Source organism: Pseudomonas sp. MF6751, from assembly GCF_016613265.1.
Taxonomy (GTDB): Bacteria; Pseudomonadota; Gammaproteobacteria; order Pseudomonadales; family Pseudomonadaceae; genus Aquipseudomonas; species Aquipseudomonas fluorescens_BV.
Map to the genome: position 1 here is coordinate 217,676 of NZ_JAENSV010000002.1, position 17,204 is coordinate 234,879.

Consider the following 17,204-nt stretch of genomic DNA (forward strand, 5'->3'; position numbering starts at 1 on the left):
CAATTATCCGGATCCCGCTATGCGCCCACTCGCTCCTCTTGCCCTTGCCCTGTTGCTCACCGCTTGCGGAGACGGCGAATCGCTGTTGCCGCCCGATGCGCGTTTGCCCGATGGCGGCCGCTACCGTGGCGATGTGGTCAACGGTTTGCTGCAAGGCCAAGGCCGTGTGGACTACCCCAATGGCAGTTGGTACGCCGGCCAGTTCGACAAAGGCCAGTGGCACGGCCAGGGCGAATGGCATGGCAGCAATGGCGAAGTCTATAAAGGCGAATTCAAGCAGGGCCTGTTTGATGGCCAGGGTAGCCTGACCACCTCGGGCAGCAGCTACGTGGGCGGTTTCAAGAACGGCCGACGCAACGGCGAAGGCACCCTCAAAGAGGGGCAGATGACTTATCGCGGCGAATTCCAGGACGACCAGTACTCAGGCCTCGGCCGCCTGGAACTGGCCGACGGCAGCCAGTACCAGGGCCAGTTCGCCCACGGCAAGCCCAATGGCGAAGGCCAGCGCAATGACGACAGCGGCAACCAGTTCAGCGGCCGCTTTGTCGATGGCCAACTGGAAGGCAATGGCACTTTCAATAGCGCCGAAGGCGATATCTATGTCGGCCAGTTCAAACAGAACCAGCTCAATGGCAAAGGTCGCTACGAGAACGCCGACGGCGATGTGTGGATCGGCCAGTTCAAGGAAGGCGCGCTGACCGGCAAAGGCGAATTGATCGGGGTCGATGGCAGCCACTATGTCGGCCAGTTCAGTGACTGGCGCTTTACCGGCGAAGGGCGCCTGAACCTCACCGATGGCAGTTTCTATATCGGTGGCTTCGACAGCGACAACTATCAAGGCCGTGGCACCCTGGTACTCACCGACGGCACCGTGCAGTCCGGCACCTGGGTCAACGGCCTGCGCGTGCGCGACGCCGAGGGCAAGCTGCTGCCCGACCCTCTGGAGACCGGCATACTGGCTCAAGGCCGCTTGCTCGATGACGCCCTGGCGACAGTGCCCGCGTCCACTCCGGCCGTGGAGCTATACACCTTGGTGCTGGCCGGCGACGGCAAGCAAAGCGTATTCCTGCGCGAGGCCGACTACGTCAGCAACCTGCTCGCCACCCGCTTCGGCGCGCGCGGGCAGGTGCGCCTGGTCAACCACCGCGACCATATCGCCGACCGCCCCCTGGCCACCCGCGAAAGCCTGCGCCGCTCGGTGCAAACCCTGGCCGAACGGACCGGACCGGAAGACCTGGTGTTCATTTACATGACCAGCCATGGCACCCATGAGCATGAGCTGGTGCTCGACCAACCGCGCATGGAACTGGCCGACCTGCCCGCCGACGAGCTGGCCGCCGTGCTCGCACCGCTGAAAAACCGCGACAAGGTCATCGTGATCTCCGCGTGTTACTCCGGCGGTTTCATACCGGCGCTCAAAGATGAGCGCACCCTGATCATGACCGCCTCCCGTGCAGACCGCGTGTCATTCGGCTGCTCGGAAGAAGCAGACTTCACCTACTTCGGTGATGCCCTTTTCGCACAAGCTTTCAACCAGACGGATGATTTGCAACACGCCTTCAAACTGGCGCAACTGCACGTGGCCGAACGCGAACAGGCGGACAACTTCGAAGCCTCCGAACCGCAGATCTGGGCCCCTAAAGGCGTGATCGCCCATTGGCAATTATTACGTAAACAGCAGGCACGAAAGGCGCTCGAAAGCGTCTCAATGAATAGCAAGGAAGCCAAAGGCAACTAAGCTGTAACGTGTAACAAGGGGGGAAACACCATGTACCTGACACCGCAGCATATCTTGCTGGCCGGGGCTTCCGGCCTCACTGGCGAACACCTGCTCGACCGCCTGCTCAACGAACCCACCGTGACCCGCGTGCTGGCACCCAGCCGCAAACCATTGGCTGAACATCCACGCCTGGAAAACCCGGTGGGCGACCCGGCGGTGTTCCTGCCGCAACTGAGCGGCCGCGTGGATATTGCCTTCTGCTGCCTGGGCAGCACGATCAAAAAGGCCGGCTCGGAAGCGGCGTTCCGTGCGGTCGACCTGGACATGGTGGTGGCCTTCGCCAAGCGCGCACGGGAACTGGGCGCGCGGCATCTGATCGTGATCAGTGCGATTGGCGCCGACCCGAAATCCTCGGTGTTCTACAACCGGGTCAAGGGGGAAATGGAACTGGCGCTGAGAGCGCAAGACTGGCCGCAGTTGACCATCGTACGTCCATCGCTGCTGCTGGGGGAGCGGTTGGAACCGCGCCTGGCCGAGCAGTTGGCCGGGCCGCTGTCACGACTGATTCCCGGTAAGTACCACGGTATTGAAGTCTGCGAACTGGCCCGCGCCATGTGGCGCCTGGCGCTGGAGGAACAGGATGGCGTGCGGGTGGTGGAATCGGACGAGTTGCGCAAGCTCGGCAAGTAATGATGCAGCGCTTGTACTGGCCTCATCGCAGGCAAGCCTGCTCCCACACTTGAAATGCATTCCCCAGTAAGAATGATCTGCAGCCCTCCTATCTGGAATTCGATCCACTGTGGGAGCCGGGCTTGCCCGCGATGGGCATAGGTATCTACATAACTCTGTTAGCTCAACGGTAACCACGATGCGACGCGAGCCGCTCTTGATCTTGATCTGCTTTTGATCTTAGGCGCCCCGTTAAACCACGCTGGCCGGAATTCGACAGTGATTTGGGGGGTAAACTGGCAGGGATGCCGGTTTAGCCGCCCCGCGCCATGGATGGCGCGTGGCGGCGGCCCCCCAAATCACTGGCGGATTACGGGCACGCCGAGCCTAAGCGAGGTGCCGAGTGGTGGGGCAAGAGCGTTTTGCTTACTTTGCCGCTTTTGCAAAGTGAGCCGCCGTCAGGGCGGAACCCTAAGTGGCCGTTACCGCAGGAATGGATATGTACACGGTCCAACTGTGTTGACTGTCAGGCCGTCTTCGCAGGCAAGCCAGCTCCCACATTGGATCGCGGGGCATCAGCTATATCTGTGTCGGCTGCCAGGCCGTCACGGGAGCAAGCTCCCTCGCCACAGATTTAGCGTCGTGCCGAAGTTGTGTAGATACCTATGCCGCGATGGGGCCGGCCCAGGCAGCCACTAACTTACAGCCCGCCCGTGGCGTTGAAGCCCACACCCAGCACCGTCAACACCGACAGTGGCAACAATAAGGTATCGAGCAACGCGCTGGCCGGCAGGTCGAGATGGGGGTAGCTCGGGGCCTCGGCACCAAAGCGGTCCTTGGCGCAGCAGCCGCCATTGATCGCGTACAGATCCAGGCGTGTGCCGGCATACACCACCGGGGCGCCCGGTTGCGCGGCATCCAGCGTGCGCGCGGTGGCACAGCCGGTGAGTTGCAGCGCCATCAACAGCAGCAGTGCTTTATTCATCGCCGCCCAGATGGTGCTCGCCCCAACGCGGCAACATGTCCTGGGGAATGTTCAACAGGTTGAGAATGCGCGCCACCACAAAGTCCACCAGGTCATCAATGGTCTGTGGCTGGTGATAGAAACCAGGCGACGCGGGCAGGATGGTCACGCCCATGTTCGACAACTTGAGCATGTGCTCCAGGTGAATGCTCGAATACGGCGCTTCGCGCGGCACCAGGATCAACTGGCGGCGCTCCTTCAAGGTCACATCCGCCGCCCGTTCGATCAGGTTGTTGCAGGCGCCCGTGGCAATCGCCGACAAGGTGCCGGTGGAACACGGCACCACCACCATCGCCGCTGGCGCACCGGAGCCTGAGGCTACCGGCGACATCCAGTCCTCTTTGCCGTAGACCTTGATCTGCCCCGCCGCTGCGCCGGTGTACTCGGTGAGGAATGCCTGCATCATCTGCACCTTGGAAGGCAGCGCGACATCGGTCTCAGTCGCCAGCACCAATTGCGCCGCCTTGGAGATCAGAAAATGCACCTCACGGTCTTCACGCACCAGGCAGTCGAGCAGGCGCAAGCCGTAGGGCGCACCGGATGCGCCGGTCATCGCCAGGGTGATGCGTTCCGGCCCGCTCATTTCAGTGCCTCGGCCAGCTTGCCGTGCAGGCCGCCAAAGCCGCCGTTGCTCATGACCACCACGTGGGTGCCGGGCTGGGCCAAGGATTTCACATGCTCAATGATGCCTTCCAACGAATCGCAGACTGTGGAGGGCACGGTGCATAGCGCAGCAATCGCGGGCAAATCCCAGCCGAGGTTGGCCGGCGCATACCACACCACCTGGTCGGCATCGTTGACGCTCTCGGGCAGGCCATCACGGTGCGCGCCCAGCTTCATGGAGTTGGAGCGCGGCTCGACGATGGCAATGATCTGCGCATCGCCGACGCGCTTGCGCAGGCCATCCAGGGTGGTGGCAATTGCGGTCGGGTGGTGGGCAAAGTCGTCGTAGATGGTAATTCCATTTACTTCAGCGACTTTCTCCATGCGCCGCTTCACACTCTTGAACGCGCTCAAGGCGGCAATGCCCATGGCTGGCACCACGCCAACATGCCGAGCGGCAGCCAGGCTCACCAAAGCGTTGGCCACGTTGTGTTGGCCGGTCATGCCCCAATCGACGATGCCTTGGGGCTGGCCTTCGAACAGCACTTCAAACCGCGAACCGTCTTCGCTGAGCAACCTCGCCTGCCACTGCCCGTCCGCGCCGGTGGTTTGCACCGGGGTCCAGCAGCCCATGTCGATCACACGCTGCAACGCAGGCTCGGTGGTGGGATGAATGACAAGGCCCTCACTTGGAATAGTGCGCACCAAGTGGTGGAACTGGCGCTCAATCGCCGGCAGATCGGGAAAGATATCCGCGTGATCGAACTCAAGGTTGTTCAGGATCGCCGTGCGTGGGCGGTAATGGACGAACTTGGAGCGCTTGTCGAAAAAGGCGCTGTCGTATTCATCGGCCTCGATCACAAAAAACGGCGTCTCCCCAAGGCGCGCCGACACCGAGAAGTTCTGCGGCACACCGCCAATCAGGAAACCCGGGGTCATGCCCGCATGCTCCAGCACCCAGGCGAGCATGCTGCTGGTGGTGGTCTTGCCGTGAGTGCCGGCCACTGCCAGGACCCAACGGCCCTGCAGCACATGGTCCGCCAGCCACTGGGGGCCGGAGACGTAAGGCAAGCCTTTGTTCAGTACGTATTCCACCGCCGGGTTACCGCGAGACATGGCGTTGCCGATGACGACCAGGTCCGGCACAGGGTCGAATTGCGAAGGGTCGTAACCTTGGGTCAGCTCAATCCCTTGCGCCTGTAGCTGCGTGCTCATGGGTGGATAAACATTGGCATCGGAGCCTGTTACGTGATGGCCCAGCTCTTTGGCCAGAACCGCCATCGAACCCATGAACGTACCGCAGATACCCAGAATATGAATGTGCATAGTTGACCTCGTAAACATCGAGGCAGGTTAGCGTAGGGTGGGAAAGTTCGCACGCTTTAGCTGAGCACGAAACGCTCGCCGGTAGGATCCGGCACAAGGGAGCTCTTAAACCGCGCTGCCGGCGTTTTTAAGCTCAGCGTCTTTCAAGGTAGCGCGTGAGACAAAAAACGAGCAGTTCGCAATAATCAGGTTACTCCGACAGCGCCCCTTACTGCATGGCGTCCCGTGAAATGCCATGTTTGCGTAACTTGCGGTACAGCGTATTGCGACTGACCCCCAACTGTTCAGCCACATGGCTCATATGCCAGCGCTGCTGCGCCAACGCGTTGAGCAATGCCTGGCGCTCGGCGTTCTCCAGCGGCGACACGCATGGCGCATCCACCCTCGCCCCTTGCGGCTGCGCTTGGCGAATCAGGGCCGGCAAGTCTTCAAGACCGACTCGCCCGCCCTCACAGAGCGCCACTACCGTGCGCAACACCGTACGCAACTGCCGCAGGTTGCCGGGCCATTGGAATGCTAGCAAGGCCTGGCGCGCAGGTTCGTCCAGCAGCACCTGCTCGGTGCCCGCTTCCTGGGCCAGGAGGAAGTCCAACAGTTGCGACTTGTCACTGCGTTCGCGCAACGGCGGCAGGGCCACTTCCAAGCCGTTCAAGCGGTAATACAGGTCTTCGCGAAAGCTGCCATCGGCCACGCGCTCCAGCAAATTTCGGTGCGTGGCGCTGATGATGCGCACGTTCACCGCTTGAGGTTCGCCGCCGATAGGCACCACCAGGCGATCCTCCAGCACCCGTAACAGGCGGGTTTGCAACGCCAGGGGCATGTCGCCGATTTCGTCGAGAAACAACGTGCCGCCGTCGGCCTGTTGCAGTTTGCCGCGCATGCCTTCTTTAAGGGCGCCGGTGAAACTGCCGGCGCGATAGCCAAACAATTCGCTCTCGATCAGGTTTTCTGGAATCGCCGCACAGTTCAGCGCAACAAAGGCCTTATCGCCCCGCTGGCTACCCTGATGCACGGCCTTGGCGAAAGCTTCTTTACCGCAGCCGGTTTCGCCGTTGATCAGCAAGGGCACGTCGCGCTCGAACACTCGCGAGGCCTTGCGTAGCTCATTTTGCAACGCCGGGTCGCCCACGCAGATACCCAAAGGCCGTGGCGCCTGCGGCTTGATGAGGGGTACCGGCACACTGCGCGGCTGGCCTCGCAGCGCTGCAAACAAAGGCCGACCATCGCGGGTGCGCAGCGGCCAACTGGCCGTGGCATTCGCGCTGGCCCGGCCCAGCAACTGATCCAGGGAGCAGTCGAAAAATGCTTCCACCGGCTGGCCCACCAAGCCGCCGCGTAGCTGCCCCAACAGGTTCAGAGCGCTCTGGTTGACCGCACAAATGCGCCCTTCACCATCGAACGCCAGCAAGCCTTCGCTGAATAACCCGACCGACTCGGCCTGCAGGTGAAAACGCAGCAGCCAGTGGTGTTCGAAGTGGCGCAGGAAGTAGCAACTTTCGATCATCTTGGCCGACAGGTTCACCAGCGCCATGGTGTGGAACTGGCTCTGGCGCGACACGGCTTCGCGGGCCGAGGACACATCCAGCACCGCCAGCAATTCACCATGAGGGTCGAACACGGGGCTCGCCGAACAGGTCAGCCCGGTATGACGGCCGCGAAAATGCTCGTCACGGTGGATCGTCAATGACTGCCGCTCCACCAGGCAGGTGCCGATGCCGTTGGTGCCTTCGCAGGCTTCGCTCCAGTCAGCGCCCAGCCATAAGCCGGCGCGCTCGAAGATCTTGCGCTCGGACGGCGCGGTGACACAGTTGAGGATCACCCCACGCGCATCGGTGAGCAGCACCGCATGACCGGCGCCGGAGAGTTGTTGGTGCAGGCTGTTCATTTCGCTGCCGGCGATGTGCAGCACTTGGCGCAGGCGCTCGCGACTTTCCAGCAAGCGCCCGTGCTCGAGCACGGTGGGCGCGATGGTCAGCGCCGGGTCGAGGTGGTAATCCTCCACGCAGCGCAGCCAGGAGCGTGCGATGGACGGGTCGCTGCCAGGCCCTTGGGAAAGCTCTTGGCCACGGGTGACGGTCAAGACTTGCTGGGCATGGCGACTGAAATGATCGTTATGCATGTTCTTATTATTCTCCCTGCGTGAGAACGCCCAGCATCCCCCAGCCATCCGGCCATTGCAATCCCGGCCCGACCCACCGGTCACAGGCTGTATCGTTTGTGGCACAAACTGTCACCCTGCCTGTATCACTCCCGCCACGGCAAAGCTTTGCAACAAAGCCCAACCTCTTGATTCTGCTGGCCCGCACGGCGATGGCCCGACCTTTGCTCTACGCTTTATAACGCGCTCGCAGCGCTGTACTCCAATAAACATAAAAGCAGGAGATGCCCACCATGCGTTATGCACACCCCGGTACTGAAGGCGCCATCGTTTCGTTCAAGGCCAAGTACGGCAACTACATCGGCGGCGAGTTCGTGGCGCCGGTCGATGGCAACTACTTTTCCAACACCTCGCCGGTCAACGGCAAGCCGATTGCCGACTTCCCGCGCTCCACCGCCAAAGACGTCGACAAGGCGTTGGACGCCGCCCACGCCGCCGCGGACGCCTGGGGCAAAACCAGCGCCCAGGACCGCTCGCTGGTACTGCTGAAAATCGCCGACCGTATCGAGCAAAACCTCGAACTGCTGGCCATCACCGAAACCTGGGACAACGGCAAAGCCGTGCGCGAAACCCTCAACGCCGACATCCCTCTGGCCGCCGACCACTTCCGCTACTTCGCTGGCTGCATCCGCGCCCAGGAAGGCAGCAGCGCGGAAATCAACGAACTCACCGCCGCCTACCACTTCCACGAACCGCTGGGTGTGGTTGGCCAGATCATCCCGTGGAACTTCCCACTGCTGATGGCCGCGTGGAAACTCGCACCGGCCCTGGCCGCCGGTAACTGCGTGGTGCTCAAGCCAGCCGAGCAAACGCCATTGGGCATCAGCGTGCTGATGGAGCTGATCGGCGACCTGCTGCCACCGGGCGTGCTGAACGTGGTGCACGGTTTCGGCAAGGAAGCTGGCGAAGCCCTTGCCACCAGCAAGCGCATCGCCAAGATCGCTTTTACCGGTTCAACGCCTGTGGGCTCGCACATCATGCATGCCGCGGCCGAGAACATCATTCCGTCCACGGTCGAGCTGGGCGGCAAGTCGCCGAACATCTTCTTCGCCGACATCATGAAAGCGGAACCTGCATTTATCGAAAAAGCCGCCGAAGGCCTGGTGCTGGCGTTCTTCAACCAGGGCGAAGTGTGCACCTGCCCTTCCCGCGCTCTGGTGGAAGAGTCGATCTACGACGACTTCATGAAAGTGGTGATGAAGAAGGTCGAGTCGATCAAGCGTGGTGACCCGCTGGACACCGACACCATGGTCGGCGCCCAAGCGTCCGAGCAACAGTTCGACAAGATCCTGTCCTACCTGGAAATCGCCAAGGGCGAAGGCGCGCAATTGCTCACCGGCGGCAAGGTCGAGAAGCTCACGGGCGACCTGGCCACCGGTTATTACATCCAGCCGACCCTGCTCAAGGGCACCAACGACATGCGTGTGTTCCAGGAAGAAATCTTCGGCCCGGTGGTAAGCATCACCACTTTCAAGGATGAAGCCGAAGCCCTGGCGATTGCCAACGACACCGAGTTCGGCCTGGGCGCCGGCCTGTGGACCCGCGACATCAACCGCGCCTACCGCATGGGCCGGGCGATCAAGGCCGGCCGCGTGTGGACCAACTGCTACCACCTGTACCCGGCGCATGCCGCGTTTGGTGGTTACAAGAAGTCTGGCGTGGGCCGTGAGACTCACAAGATGATGTTGGATCATTACCAGCAGACCAAAAACTTGCTGGTGAGCTACGACATTAATCCGTTGGGCTTTTTCTAACTTAGCCTCATAACAAGCAACCCGCTCCCAACTTGAAATGCAATCAAGTTTGGGAGCTGGCTTGCCTGCTCCTACACTTGAACTTCGCCAGTAATTGCTACCTCGTTCGGCACACAGATGCCGAGTTAAAAACAATAACAATCAAAGGTACTTCCCATGCCTAGCGAACCCACTGGTTCTTCTGTCGACTTCGAAAAAGTCGGCACCGATTATTTTCAACAACGCGAACTGAAAAAAGGCGCCGCCGGCTGGGTACTACTGGTTGGCCTTGGCGTCGCCTATGTTATTTCCGGCGATTACGCCGGCTGGAACTTCGGCCTGGCCCAAGGCGGCTGGGGCGGCATGTTCCTCGCCACTTTGCTGATGGCCACCATGTACCTGTGCATGTGCTTTTCCCTGGCCGAGCTGTCCTCCATGATCCCCACTGCTGGCGGTGGCTACGGTTTTGCCCGCAGCGCATTCGGCCCTTGGGGCGGGTTCCTCACGGGTACTGCCATCCTTATCGAATACGCCATCGCCCCCGCCGCCATCGCAGTGTTTATCGGCGCCTATTGCGAGTCGTTGTTCGGCATTGGCGGCTGGATGATCTACCTGGCGTTCTACATCATCTTTATCGGCATCCACATCTTTGGTGTGGGCGAAGCCTTGAAGCTGATGTTCGTGATCACCGCTGTCGCCGCGATTGCCCTGGGCGTGTTCCTGGTGTCGATGGTGCCGCACTTCAACGTCGCCAACCTGCTGGATATACCCGTGACCGAGGCCAAGGGCGCCAGCAGCTTCCTGCCGTTCGGCTACGTCGGCGTGTGGGCCGCGATCCCTTATGCCATCTGGTTTTTCCTGGCGGTGGAAGGCGTGCCGCTGGCCGCTGAAGAAACCAAGAACCCCAAGCGCGACCTGCCGCGCGGGCTGATCGGCGCGATTGTGGTGCTGACCAGTTTTGCCCTGTTGATCCTGGTGATCGCGCCGGGCGGTGCGGGGACTTACGCGCTGATCAAGTCCGGCAACCCGCTGGTTGAAGCCTTGGCATTGTCCTACGGCGGTTCCACCTGGATGGGCAGCTTCGTCAACCTGGTCGGCCTGGCCGGTTTGATCGCGAGCTTTTTCTCGATTATCTACGCCTATTCGCGACAGATCTTTGCCTTGTCCCGTGCCGGTTACCTGCCGCGCAAATTGTCCGAGACCAACAAGAGCAAGGCGCCAGTATTGGCACTGGTGATCCCAGGCATTATCGGCTTTGGCCTGTCGCTGACCGGCCAGGGTGACTTGCTGATCCTGGTGGCGGTGTTTGGCGCCACCATTTCCTACGTATTGATGATGGCCGCCCACATCACCCTGCGCATTCGTCGCCCTAAAATGGAGCGGCCATACCGCACGCCGGGTGGCATCTTCACCTCGGGCGTGGCGCTGGTGCTGGCTTGCGTGGCAGTAGTGGCAGGCTTTCTGGTGGACCCGCGCGTGGTGATTGGCGCGGCGATCATCTATGGAGTATTAATTGCTTACTTTGCTTTCTACAGCCGGCATCACTTGGTAGCAGGCACGCCGGAAGAGGAATTCGCGGCGATCCAGGCCGCAGAGGCCGCCCTGCACTAACTGCCGAAAACCTCGACGCGGCGTCTTGCCCACAGCAGGCCCGCGTCATCAAGGAGACACTGTATGGCAAGCTTTTCCCACGCGGTGGGCGCTCAAACCTACCGCTTCGACAGCCTCAAGGACGTAATGGCCAAGGCCAGCCCCGCACGCTCCGGGGACTTCCTCGCCGGTGTCGCCGCCCAGAATGACGGCGAACGTGTGGCGGCGCAGATGGCGCTGGCGAATATCCCGCTCAAGCACTTCCTGCAAGAAGCACTGATTCCTTATGAAAGCGATGAAGTCACCCGGCTGATCATCGACACCCACGATAAACAGGCGTTTGCAGCGGTCAGCCACCTCACCGTCGGCGGCCTGCGCGACTGGCTGCTCAGCGATGCGGCTGATGAACATACCCTACGCGCATTAGCGCCAGGGCTGACACCGGAAATGGCCGCGGCCGTGTCCAAGATCATGCGCGTGCAAGACCTGGTGCTGGTGGCGCAGAAGATCCGCGTGGTCACCCAGTTTCGCGGCACCCTGGGCCTGCGCGGGCGCTTGTCCACGCGCTTGCAGCCCAACCACCCCACCGACGAACCGGCCGGCATCGCCGCGAGCATTCTCGACGGCCTGCTGTACGGCAACGGCGACGCCATGATCGGCATCAACCCGGCCACCGACAGCATCGCCTCGATCTGCGCCATGCTGGAGATGCTGGACGCGATCATCCAGCGCTACGAAATCCCCACCCAGGCCTGCGTGCTCACCCACGTCACCACCTCCATCGAAGCGATCAACCGCGGCGTACCGCTGGACCTGGTGTTTCAGTCGATTGCCGGTACCGAAGCGGCCAATGCCAGTTTCGGGATCAACCTGAACGTGCTGCAGGAAGGTTATGACGCGGGCTTGAGCCTCAAGCGCGGCACCCTGGGCCAGAACCTGATGTACTTCGAAACCGGCCAGGGCAGCGCCTTGTCGGCCAATGCGCACTTTGGCGTCGACCAGCAAACCTGTGAAACCCGTGCCTACGCCGTGGCGCGGCACTTCAAGCCGTTTCTGGTGAACACCGTGGTCGGTTTTATCGGCCCGGAGTACCTGTACAACGGCAAGCAGATTATCCGCGCCGGCCTGGAAGACCACTTCTGCGGCAAGCTGCTGGGCGTACCCATGGGTTGCGACATCTGCTACACCAACCACGCCGAAGCCGACCAGGACGACATGGACACCCTGCTGACCCTGCTCGGCGTGGCCGGCATCAACTTCATCATGGGCATTCCCGGCTCCGACGACATCATGCTCAACTACCAGACCACCTCATTCCACGACGCTCTGTACGCGCGGCAAACATTGGGTTTAAAACCGGCGCCGGAGTTCGAGCAGTGGCTGGCGAAAATGGGCATCTTCACGCAGGCTGATGGCAAGGTGCACTTTGGCAACAACCTGCCACCGGCCTTTCGCCACGCCTTGGCGCAATTGGGATGAAGGAGCCGACCGTGCAACCAGAATTGCCTGACAACCCGTGGCTGGAACTGCGCCGCCTGACCCCGGCGCGTATTGCCCTGGGCCGCACCGGCACCAGCCTTCCCACCAGCGCCCAACTGGACTTCCAGTTTGCCCATGCCCAGGCGCGGGACGCGGTGCACCTGCCCTTCGATCACGCCGGGCTCAGCCACCAACTGGCCGAACGTGGCCGAGACAGCCTGTTGTTGCACAGCGCCGCCACGGACCGGCACATCTACCTGCAACGCCCGGACCTTGGGCGACGCCTGAGCGATGAGTCGGCGCAAACGCTGCGCGACTACGCCCTGGCCCAGCCCGGTGGTGTGGACTTGGCCATCGTGGTGGCCGATGGCCTGTCGGCACTGGCCGTGCATAAACATACAGCGCCGTTTCTGGCGCGCCTGGAAGAACAGACCCACGCCGAAGGCTGGTCCTTGTCACCGGTGATCCTGGTGGAGCAAGGCCGCGTGGCAGTGGCCGATGAAATCGGGCAGCTACTGGGCGCCAAGATGGTGGTGATCCTGATCGGCGAACGGCCGGGGCTCAGCTCGCCGGACAGCCTGGGCCTGTATTTCACCTACAACCCCAAGGTCGGCCTCACCGATGCCTATCGCAACTGCATCTCCAATGTGCGGCTCGAAGGCTTGAGCTACGGCATGGCGGCCCATCGCCTGCTGTACTTGATGCGAGAGGCGTGTCGCCGGCAGTTGTCGGGGGTCAATCTCAAGGATGAGGCGCAGGTTCAGACCCTCGAATCCGACGACCCGGACCTGATGAAGGGCAATTTCCTGCTCAGCCCAGCGGATGACCGCTAGCGGCACGATTGCGCTTTTTGGCGTCATTAGGCAGCATCGAGTCACGGCCGCTCGTGTGGTCATACCCCATTTGGAAGTTGAGGCCTGGCATGCGGATTACTCAAGCGACCCTGGAACACCTGGACCTGTTGACCCCGTTGTTCGTCAAATACCGCGAGTTCTACGGGGCCTTGCCGTTCCCGGACTCGTCACGGGCCTTCCTTGAAAAGCGCCTGCGGCGCAAGGAGTCGGTGATCTACCTGGCCCTGGCCGACGATGACGACAAGCGGCTGCTGGGGTTTTGCCAGCTGTATCCGAGTTTTTCTTCGTTGTCGCTCAAGCGAGTGTGGATCCTCAACGACATCTATGTGGCCGAGGACGCACGCCGGCAACTGGTGGCCGACAACCTGATGCGCACGGCCAAGAAAATGGCCAAGGACACCCACGCTGTACGGTTGCGGGTATCGACCAGCAGCGATAACGACGTGGCGCAGAAGACCTATGAATCGATTGGGTTTCGCGAAGACACCGAATTCAAAAACTACGTGTTGCCGATCAACGAAGACTGAAAACCAGTCAGCCAGACACCGCAATATCCTTGTAGGAGCTGGCTTGCCTGCGATGGGCGGAGTGTCAGCGAGCATTTCTCATACTGACCCACCGCTATCGCAGGCAAGCCAGCTCCCACATTGGATCCGGCGACTGGCTTGAAGCCCAACCCCTTCACAATTTCGCGACACTCCCCGCTACAAAAGCCACACGCTTTTCACCTCTCAATCCGTATAATGCCGACCTTTCAGGGTTGTAAGAACCGCGACAATTACTTGTAGCCTTATTGCCTGAGCTTCCGCACAAGCCCGCTGAGTCGGGCTATTCACACAGGTGCCATCCATGGATTTCAACCCGCTCGACCTTATCCTGCATCTCGATGTCTACCTCGACATGCTGGTAACCAATTACGGTCCGTGGATCTACGCCATTCTGTTCCTGGTGATTTTTTGCGAAACCGGCCTGGTGGTCATGCCCTTCCTGCCGGGCGACTCCTTGCTGTTCATCGCCGGTGCTGTAGCGGCTGGCGGCGGTATGGACCCAGTCCTGCTGGCCGGCCTGCTGATGCTGGCGGCCATCCTCGGCGATAGCACCAACTACGTGATCGGACGAACGGCGGGCGAGCGCTTGTTCAGCAACCCGAACTCCAAGATCTTCCGCCGCGACTACCTGCAAAAAACCCACGACTTCTACGACAAACACGGCGGCAAGACCGTGACCCTGGCGCGCTTCCTGCCGATCCTGCGTACCTTCGCGCCGTTCGTCGCGGGCGTGGCCAAGATGCCGTATCCGCGCTTCTTCGGCTTCAGCGTACTGGGCACCATCCTGTGGGTCGGTGGCTTGGTGACCTTGGGTTACTTCTTCGGCAACGTGCCTTTTATCAAGAAGAACCTGTCGCTGCTGGTGGTGTTCATCATCCTGCTGTCCCTGGTGCCGATGATTATTGGCGTAGTGCGCAGCCGCTTTGGCCGCACGTCCTCCGAAGCCAACCCGCACTGACCCCCCCGTGTGGTCCCTCAGCGCCTGGCGTCGCCGGCGCCTGCTGGCCAAGCACCCGATTGCCGATGACACCTGGCAACGGGTGCGCCACCACCTGACCTTCCTCGACGGCATCACGCCGGAGCAAGACCAGTGGCTGCGCGAAGCCTGCGTGGTGTTCCTCAGCGAAAAACACCTCACCGCCCTGCCCGGCGTCGAACTGCACCAGGAACAACGCCTGCTGCTCGCCGCGCAGGCGCAATTGCCGCTGATGAACCTGGGCGACCTCGACTGGTACCAGGGCTTCCATGAGATCGTGCTGTACCCCGACGACTTCCTCAGCCCGCAACGCCATCGCGATGCCAGTGGCGTGGAGCACGAATGGGACGGCGAACACAGCGGCGAAGCCTGGCAACAAGGCCCGGTGATCCTCGCCTGGCCTGGTGTGCTCGCCAGCGGCCAATGGGAAGGCTACAACCTGGTCATCCACGAACTGGCGCACAAGCTGGACATGCTCAACGGCGACGCCAACGGCCTGCCGCCTCTGCACAATGACATGCGCGTGCAGGACTGGGCCAGCGTCATGCAAGGCGCCTTCGATGACCTCAACCGCCAGTTGGACGCCAACCCAGACGCCGAGACCGAGATAGACCCTTACGCTGCGGAAAACCCGGCGGAATTCTTTGCCGTCACCAGTGAGTATTTCTTCAGCGCCCCGGATTTACTGGTCAACAGTTATCCACAGGTGTACGCCCAACTCAGCCGCTTTTATCGCCAGGATCCCCTGGCCCGCCTGATTCAACTGCAAGCCAGCGACCCGCGCTACTCGCCACAGGGCGAATGACCGTACGACGCTTGGCGCATGGCATCGGCGTCAGAATATGCCTATAATCGCCGCCACTTTTAGGCCAATCCGGCCATGTCATATGGCCAACTAACGGGGGCAACGCCCAATGAGCTACAGCAAGATTCCGGCTGGCAAAGACCTGCCGAACGACATCTACGTCGCCATCGAAATTCCGGCCAACCACGCGCCGATCAAATACGAAATCGACAAAGACAGCGACTGCCTGTTCGTTGACCGTTTCATGGCCACCCCGATGTTCTACCCGGCCAACTACGGTTTCATCCCCAACACCCTGGCTGACGACGGTGACCCCCTCGACGTGCTGGTCGTGACCCCTTACCCGGTCACCCCAGGCTCGGTTATCCGCGCCCGTCCAGTCGGCATCCTGAACATGACCGACGACGGCGGCGGCGATGCCAAAGTCATCGCAGTGCCACACGACAAGCTGTCCCAGCTGTATGTGGACGTGAAGGAATACACCGACCTGCCGCCACTGCTGCTGGAACAGATCAAGCACTTCTTCGAGAACTACAAAGACCTCGAAAAAGGCAAATGGGTGAAGATCGACGGTTGGGGCAACGCAGACGCCGCCCGCGCCGAGATCATGAAGTCGGTTGCCGCCTACAAAGGCTGATACCCGCGCCTCATTGCCACGGCAAATAAAAAGCCCCGTTAATTCGGGGCTTTTTTATGGGCGAGACTAAACATTAAGTTTAATGTTTAGTTGCAGCGTTTAACCAAGTTGCACATATGAAAGATCAAGCCATAACTAAGCCAGATCCTACAACTGCAAATCAACGCATGGTTTATTTGATGGGACTTTCCGGCCAGTAAACTCTGCGTTTATGAATACATCAGGTGATCGTTTAAAAGCACTACTACGGGAAGTTCATCTTTCCGCCTCCGACTTCGCCAAGAACCGCGGCGTCACGCCTCAGCACGTGAACAACTGGTTCAAACGCGGCGTCCCCATGGGCCGACTCAACGAGATCGCAGAATTGCTGTGCGTCTCTAGTCGCTGGTTAAGCGACGGTAAAGGCCCCAAGCACCCGCCTGCCAACTACCTGTTGGAAGGCCCCATCGCAAGGATTGCAACTACCCGCGAAGACACAGGCAAATACCTCACAGGCCCCGCCTGCCGCCCGGAGAAAACCGACGTGGAGATTCCTCTCCACCCCACCTTCACCTCAACCGAACGCATCCGCGTCTCCCTGCACAATCTGGAAACCCTCAACGTCAACCCCGACCGCGCGATAGGCGCCTACATGGTCGACAACAGCATGATCGACATCATCCAACAAGGCGCCACCCTCGCCATCGACCGAGGCCGCACCCAAATCATCGACGGTGAAATCTACGCCGTCGAACACGATGGCATGCTGCGCATCAAATACCTCTACAACCGTCCTGGCGGCGGCCTGCGCATGCGCAGCCACAACGCCAGCGAACACCCGGACGAATACCTCAACCATGAGGAACGCTTCGAACAAAGCTTCAAGATCGTCGGCTGGGTATTCTGGTGGTCCACCCTCAACAACCGCCGCCCACCGGTGCCGCTGGATGAACACCTGCTGGGCTGGGAAGGCTCTAAATCGGAACCGGAGGTGGGCAACTGAGGTGAATGTGGGTATCATGCGCCGCACATTTGGCAGGGGTCGCTTTTAGCTGACACCCTGCTGGCGAAGCGGAGGAGTTCCCGCGGATGCCCCTACTATT

15 protein-coding genes are annotated in these 17,204 nt (G+C 61.0%); 11 read left to right on the top strand and 4 right to left on the bottom strand.

Going from position 1 to position 17,204, the window contains the following annotated elements; all coding sequences use genetic code 11:
• Positions 1-19: 19 nt before the first annotated feature.
• Both JJD66_RS02820 and JJD66_RS02825 read left to right on the top strand, forming a co-directional pair.
• Positions 20-1,738, top strand: a complete 1,719-nt coding sequence (locus JJD66_RS02820) for a C13 family peptidase (protein ID WP_054896193.1) — start codon at positions 20-22, stop codon at positions 1,736-1,738.
• A gap of 30 nt (positions 1,739-1,768) precedes the next feature.
• On the top strand, positions 1,769-2,410 hold the full coding sequence (locus JJD66_RS02825) for an oxidoreductase (RefSeq protein ID WP_105228673.1): 642 nt from the start codon (positions 1,769-1,771) through the stop codon (positions 2,408-2,410).
• Positions 2,411-3,089: 679 nt separating this feature from the next.
• Here JJD66_RS02825 and JJD66_RS02830 read toward each other — a convergent pair.
• The 4 genes from JJD66_RS02830 to JJD66_RS02845 all read right to left on the bottom strand — a co-directional run bounded on the left by JJD66_RS02830 (position 3,090) and on the right by JJD66_RS02845 (position 7,461).
• On the bottom strand, positions 3,090-3,374 hold the full coding sequence (locus tag JJD66_RS02830; RefSeq protein ID WP_003194502.1) for a YceK/YidQ family lipoprotein: 285 nt from the start codon (positions 3,372-3,374) through the stop codon (positions 3,090-3,092).
• Entirely contained in the window at positions 3,367-3,996 is a 630-nt protein-coding gene (gene ubiX / locus JJD66_RS02835) for a flavin prenyltransferase UbiX (protein ID WP_032895136.1), read from the bottom strand. Before ubiX ends, JJD66_RS02830 begins: the two co-directional genes overlap by 8 nt.
• Positions 3,993-5,342, bottom strand: coding sequence for a UDP-N-acetylmuramate:L-alanyl-gamma-D-glutamyl-meso-diaminopimelate ligase (gene mpl / locus JJD66_RS02840; protein ID WP_200647559.1), 1,350 nt, complete (start codon positions 5,340-5,342; stop codon positions 3,993-3,995). Before mpl ends, ubiX begins: the two co-directional genes overlap by 4 nt.
• Positions 5,343-5,550: 208 nt before the next feature.
• A complete protein-coding gene (locus JJD66_RS02845) occupies positions 5,551-7,461 on the bottom strand; it encodes a sigma-54-dependent Fis family transcriptional regulator (RefSeq protein ID WP_200647560.1) in 1,911 nt (636 codons plus the stop codon).
• A gap of 272 nt (positions 7,462-7,733) precedes the next feature.
• Here JJD66_RS02845 and exaC point away from each other — a divergent pair, with 272 nt between their 5' ends.
• The 9 genes from exaC (at position 7,734) to JJD66_RS02890 (ending at position 17,104) form a co-directional block, all read left to right on the top strand.
• Positions 7,734-9,254 (top strand): acetaldehyde dehydrogenase ExaC, encoded by a 1,521-nt coding sequence (exaC, locus tag JJD66_RS02850; protein ID WP_200647561.1) that lies wholly within the window; start codon positions 7,734-7,736, stop codon positions 9,252-9,254.
• Positions 9,255-9,410: 156 nt separating this feature from the next.
• A complete protein-coding gene (gene eat, locus JJD66_RS02855) occupies positions 9,411-10,844 on the top strand; it encodes an ethanolamine permease (protein ID WP_003194515.1) in 1,434 nt (477 codons plus the stop codon).
• 63 nt (positions 10,845-10,907) lie between these two features.
• Positions 10,908-12,302, top strand: a complete 1,395-nt coding sequence (locus JJD66_RS02860; protein WP_198714464.1) for an ethanolamine ammonia-lyase subunit EutB — start codon at positions 10,908-10,910, stop codon at positions 12,300-12,302.
• On the top strand, positions 12,299-13,135 hold the full coding sequence (eutC, locus tag JJD66_RS02865) for an ethanolamine ammonia-lyase subunit EutC (protein ID WP_034126894.1): 837 nt from the start codon (positions 12,299-12,301) through the stop codon (positions 13,133-13,135). The genes JJD66_RS02860 and eutC overlap by 4 nt, the downstream gene beginning before the upstream one ends.
• A gap of 89 nt (positions 13,136-13,224) precedes the next feature.
• A complete protein-coding gene (locus JJD66_RS02870) occupies positions 13,225-13,683 on the top strand; it encodes a GNAT family N-acetyltransferase (protein WP_014720105.1) in 459 nt (152 codons plus the stop codon).
• Between the two features lie 322 nt (positions 13,684-14,005).
• On the top strand, positions 14,006-14,662 hold the full coding sequence (locus tag JJD66_RS02875; RefSeq protein ID WP_003194521.1) for a DedA family protein: 657 nt from the start codon (positions 14,006-14,008) through the stop codon (positions 14,660-14,662).
• Between the two features lie 7 nt (positions 14,663-14,669).
• A complete protein-coding gene (locus tag JJD66_RS02880) occupies positions 14,670-15,485 on the top strand; it encodes a zinc-dependent peptidase (RefSeq protein ID WP_198714465.1) in 816 nt (271 codons plus the stop codon).
• Positions 15,486-15,594: 109 nt separating this feature from the next.
• Positions 15,595-16,122, top strand: coding sequence for an inorganic diphosphatase (gene ppa, locus JJD66_RS02885; RefSeq protein ID WP_003176323.1), 528 nt, complete (start codon positions 15,595-15,597; stop codon positions 16,120-16,122).
• A gap of 211 nt (positions 16,123-16,333) precedes the next feature.
• Entirely contained in the window at positions 16,334-17,104 is a 771-nt protein-coding gene (locus JJD66_RS02890) for a LexA family transcriptional regulator (protein ID WP_034126892.1), read from the top strand.
• The last annotated feature ends 100 nt before the right edge of the window (positions 17,105-17,204 follow it).

Coding starts and splice junctions, on each gene's coding strand:
- ubiX (WP_032895136.1), bottom strand. CDS start 3,996: ATGAGCGGGCCGGAACGCATCACCCTGGCGATGACCGGCGCATCCGGT.
- JJD66_RS02890 (WP_034126892.1), top strand. CDS start 16,334: ATGAATACATCAGGTGATCGTTTAAAAGCACTACTACGGGAAGTTCAT.
- ppa (WP_003176323.1), top strand. CDS start 15,595: ATGAGCTACAGCAAGATTCCGGCTGGCAAAGACCTGCCGAACGACATC.
- mpl (WP_200647559.1), bottom strand. CDS start 5,342: ATGCACATTCATATTCTGGGTATCTGCGGTACGTTCATGGGTTCGATG.
- JJD66_RS02845 (WP_200647560.1), bottom strand. CDS start 7,461: ATGCATAACGATCATTTCAGTCGCCATGCCCAGCAAGTCTTGACCGTC.
- JJD66_RS02830 (WP_003194502.1), bottom strand. CDS start 3,374: ATGAATAAAGCACTGCTGCTGTTGATGGCGCTGCAACTCACCGGCTGT.
- eutC (WP_034126894.1), top strand. CDS start 12,299: ATGAAGGAGCCGACCGTGCAACCAGAATTGCCTGACAACCCGTGGCTG.
- exaC (WP_200647561.1), top strand. CDS start 7,734: ATGCGTTATGCACACCCCGGTACTGAAGGCGCCATCGTTTCGTTCAAG.
- JJD66_RS02860 (WP_198714464.1), top strand. CDS start 10,908: ATGGCAAGCTTTTCCCACGCGGTGGGCGCTCAAACCTACCGCTTCGAC.
- eat (WP_003194515.1), top strand. CDS start 9,411: ATGCCTAGCGAACCCACTGGTTCTTCTGTCGACTTCGAAAAAGTCGGC.
- JJD66_RS02875 (WP_003194521.1), top strand. CDS start 14,006: ATGGATTTCAACCCGCTCGACCTTATCCTGCATCTCGATGTCTACCTC.
- JJD66_RS02870 (WP_014720105.1), top strand. CDS start 13,225: ATGCGGATTACTCAAGCGACCCTGGAACACCTGGACCTGTTGACCCCG.
- JJD66_RS02820 (WP_054896193.1), top strand. CDS start 20: ATGCGCCCACTCGCTCCTCTTGCCCTTGCCCTGTTGCTCACCGCTTGC.
- JJD66_RS02825 (WP_105228673.1), top strand. CDS start 1,769: ATGTACCTGACACCGCAGCATATCTTGCTGGCCGGGGCTTCCGGCCTC.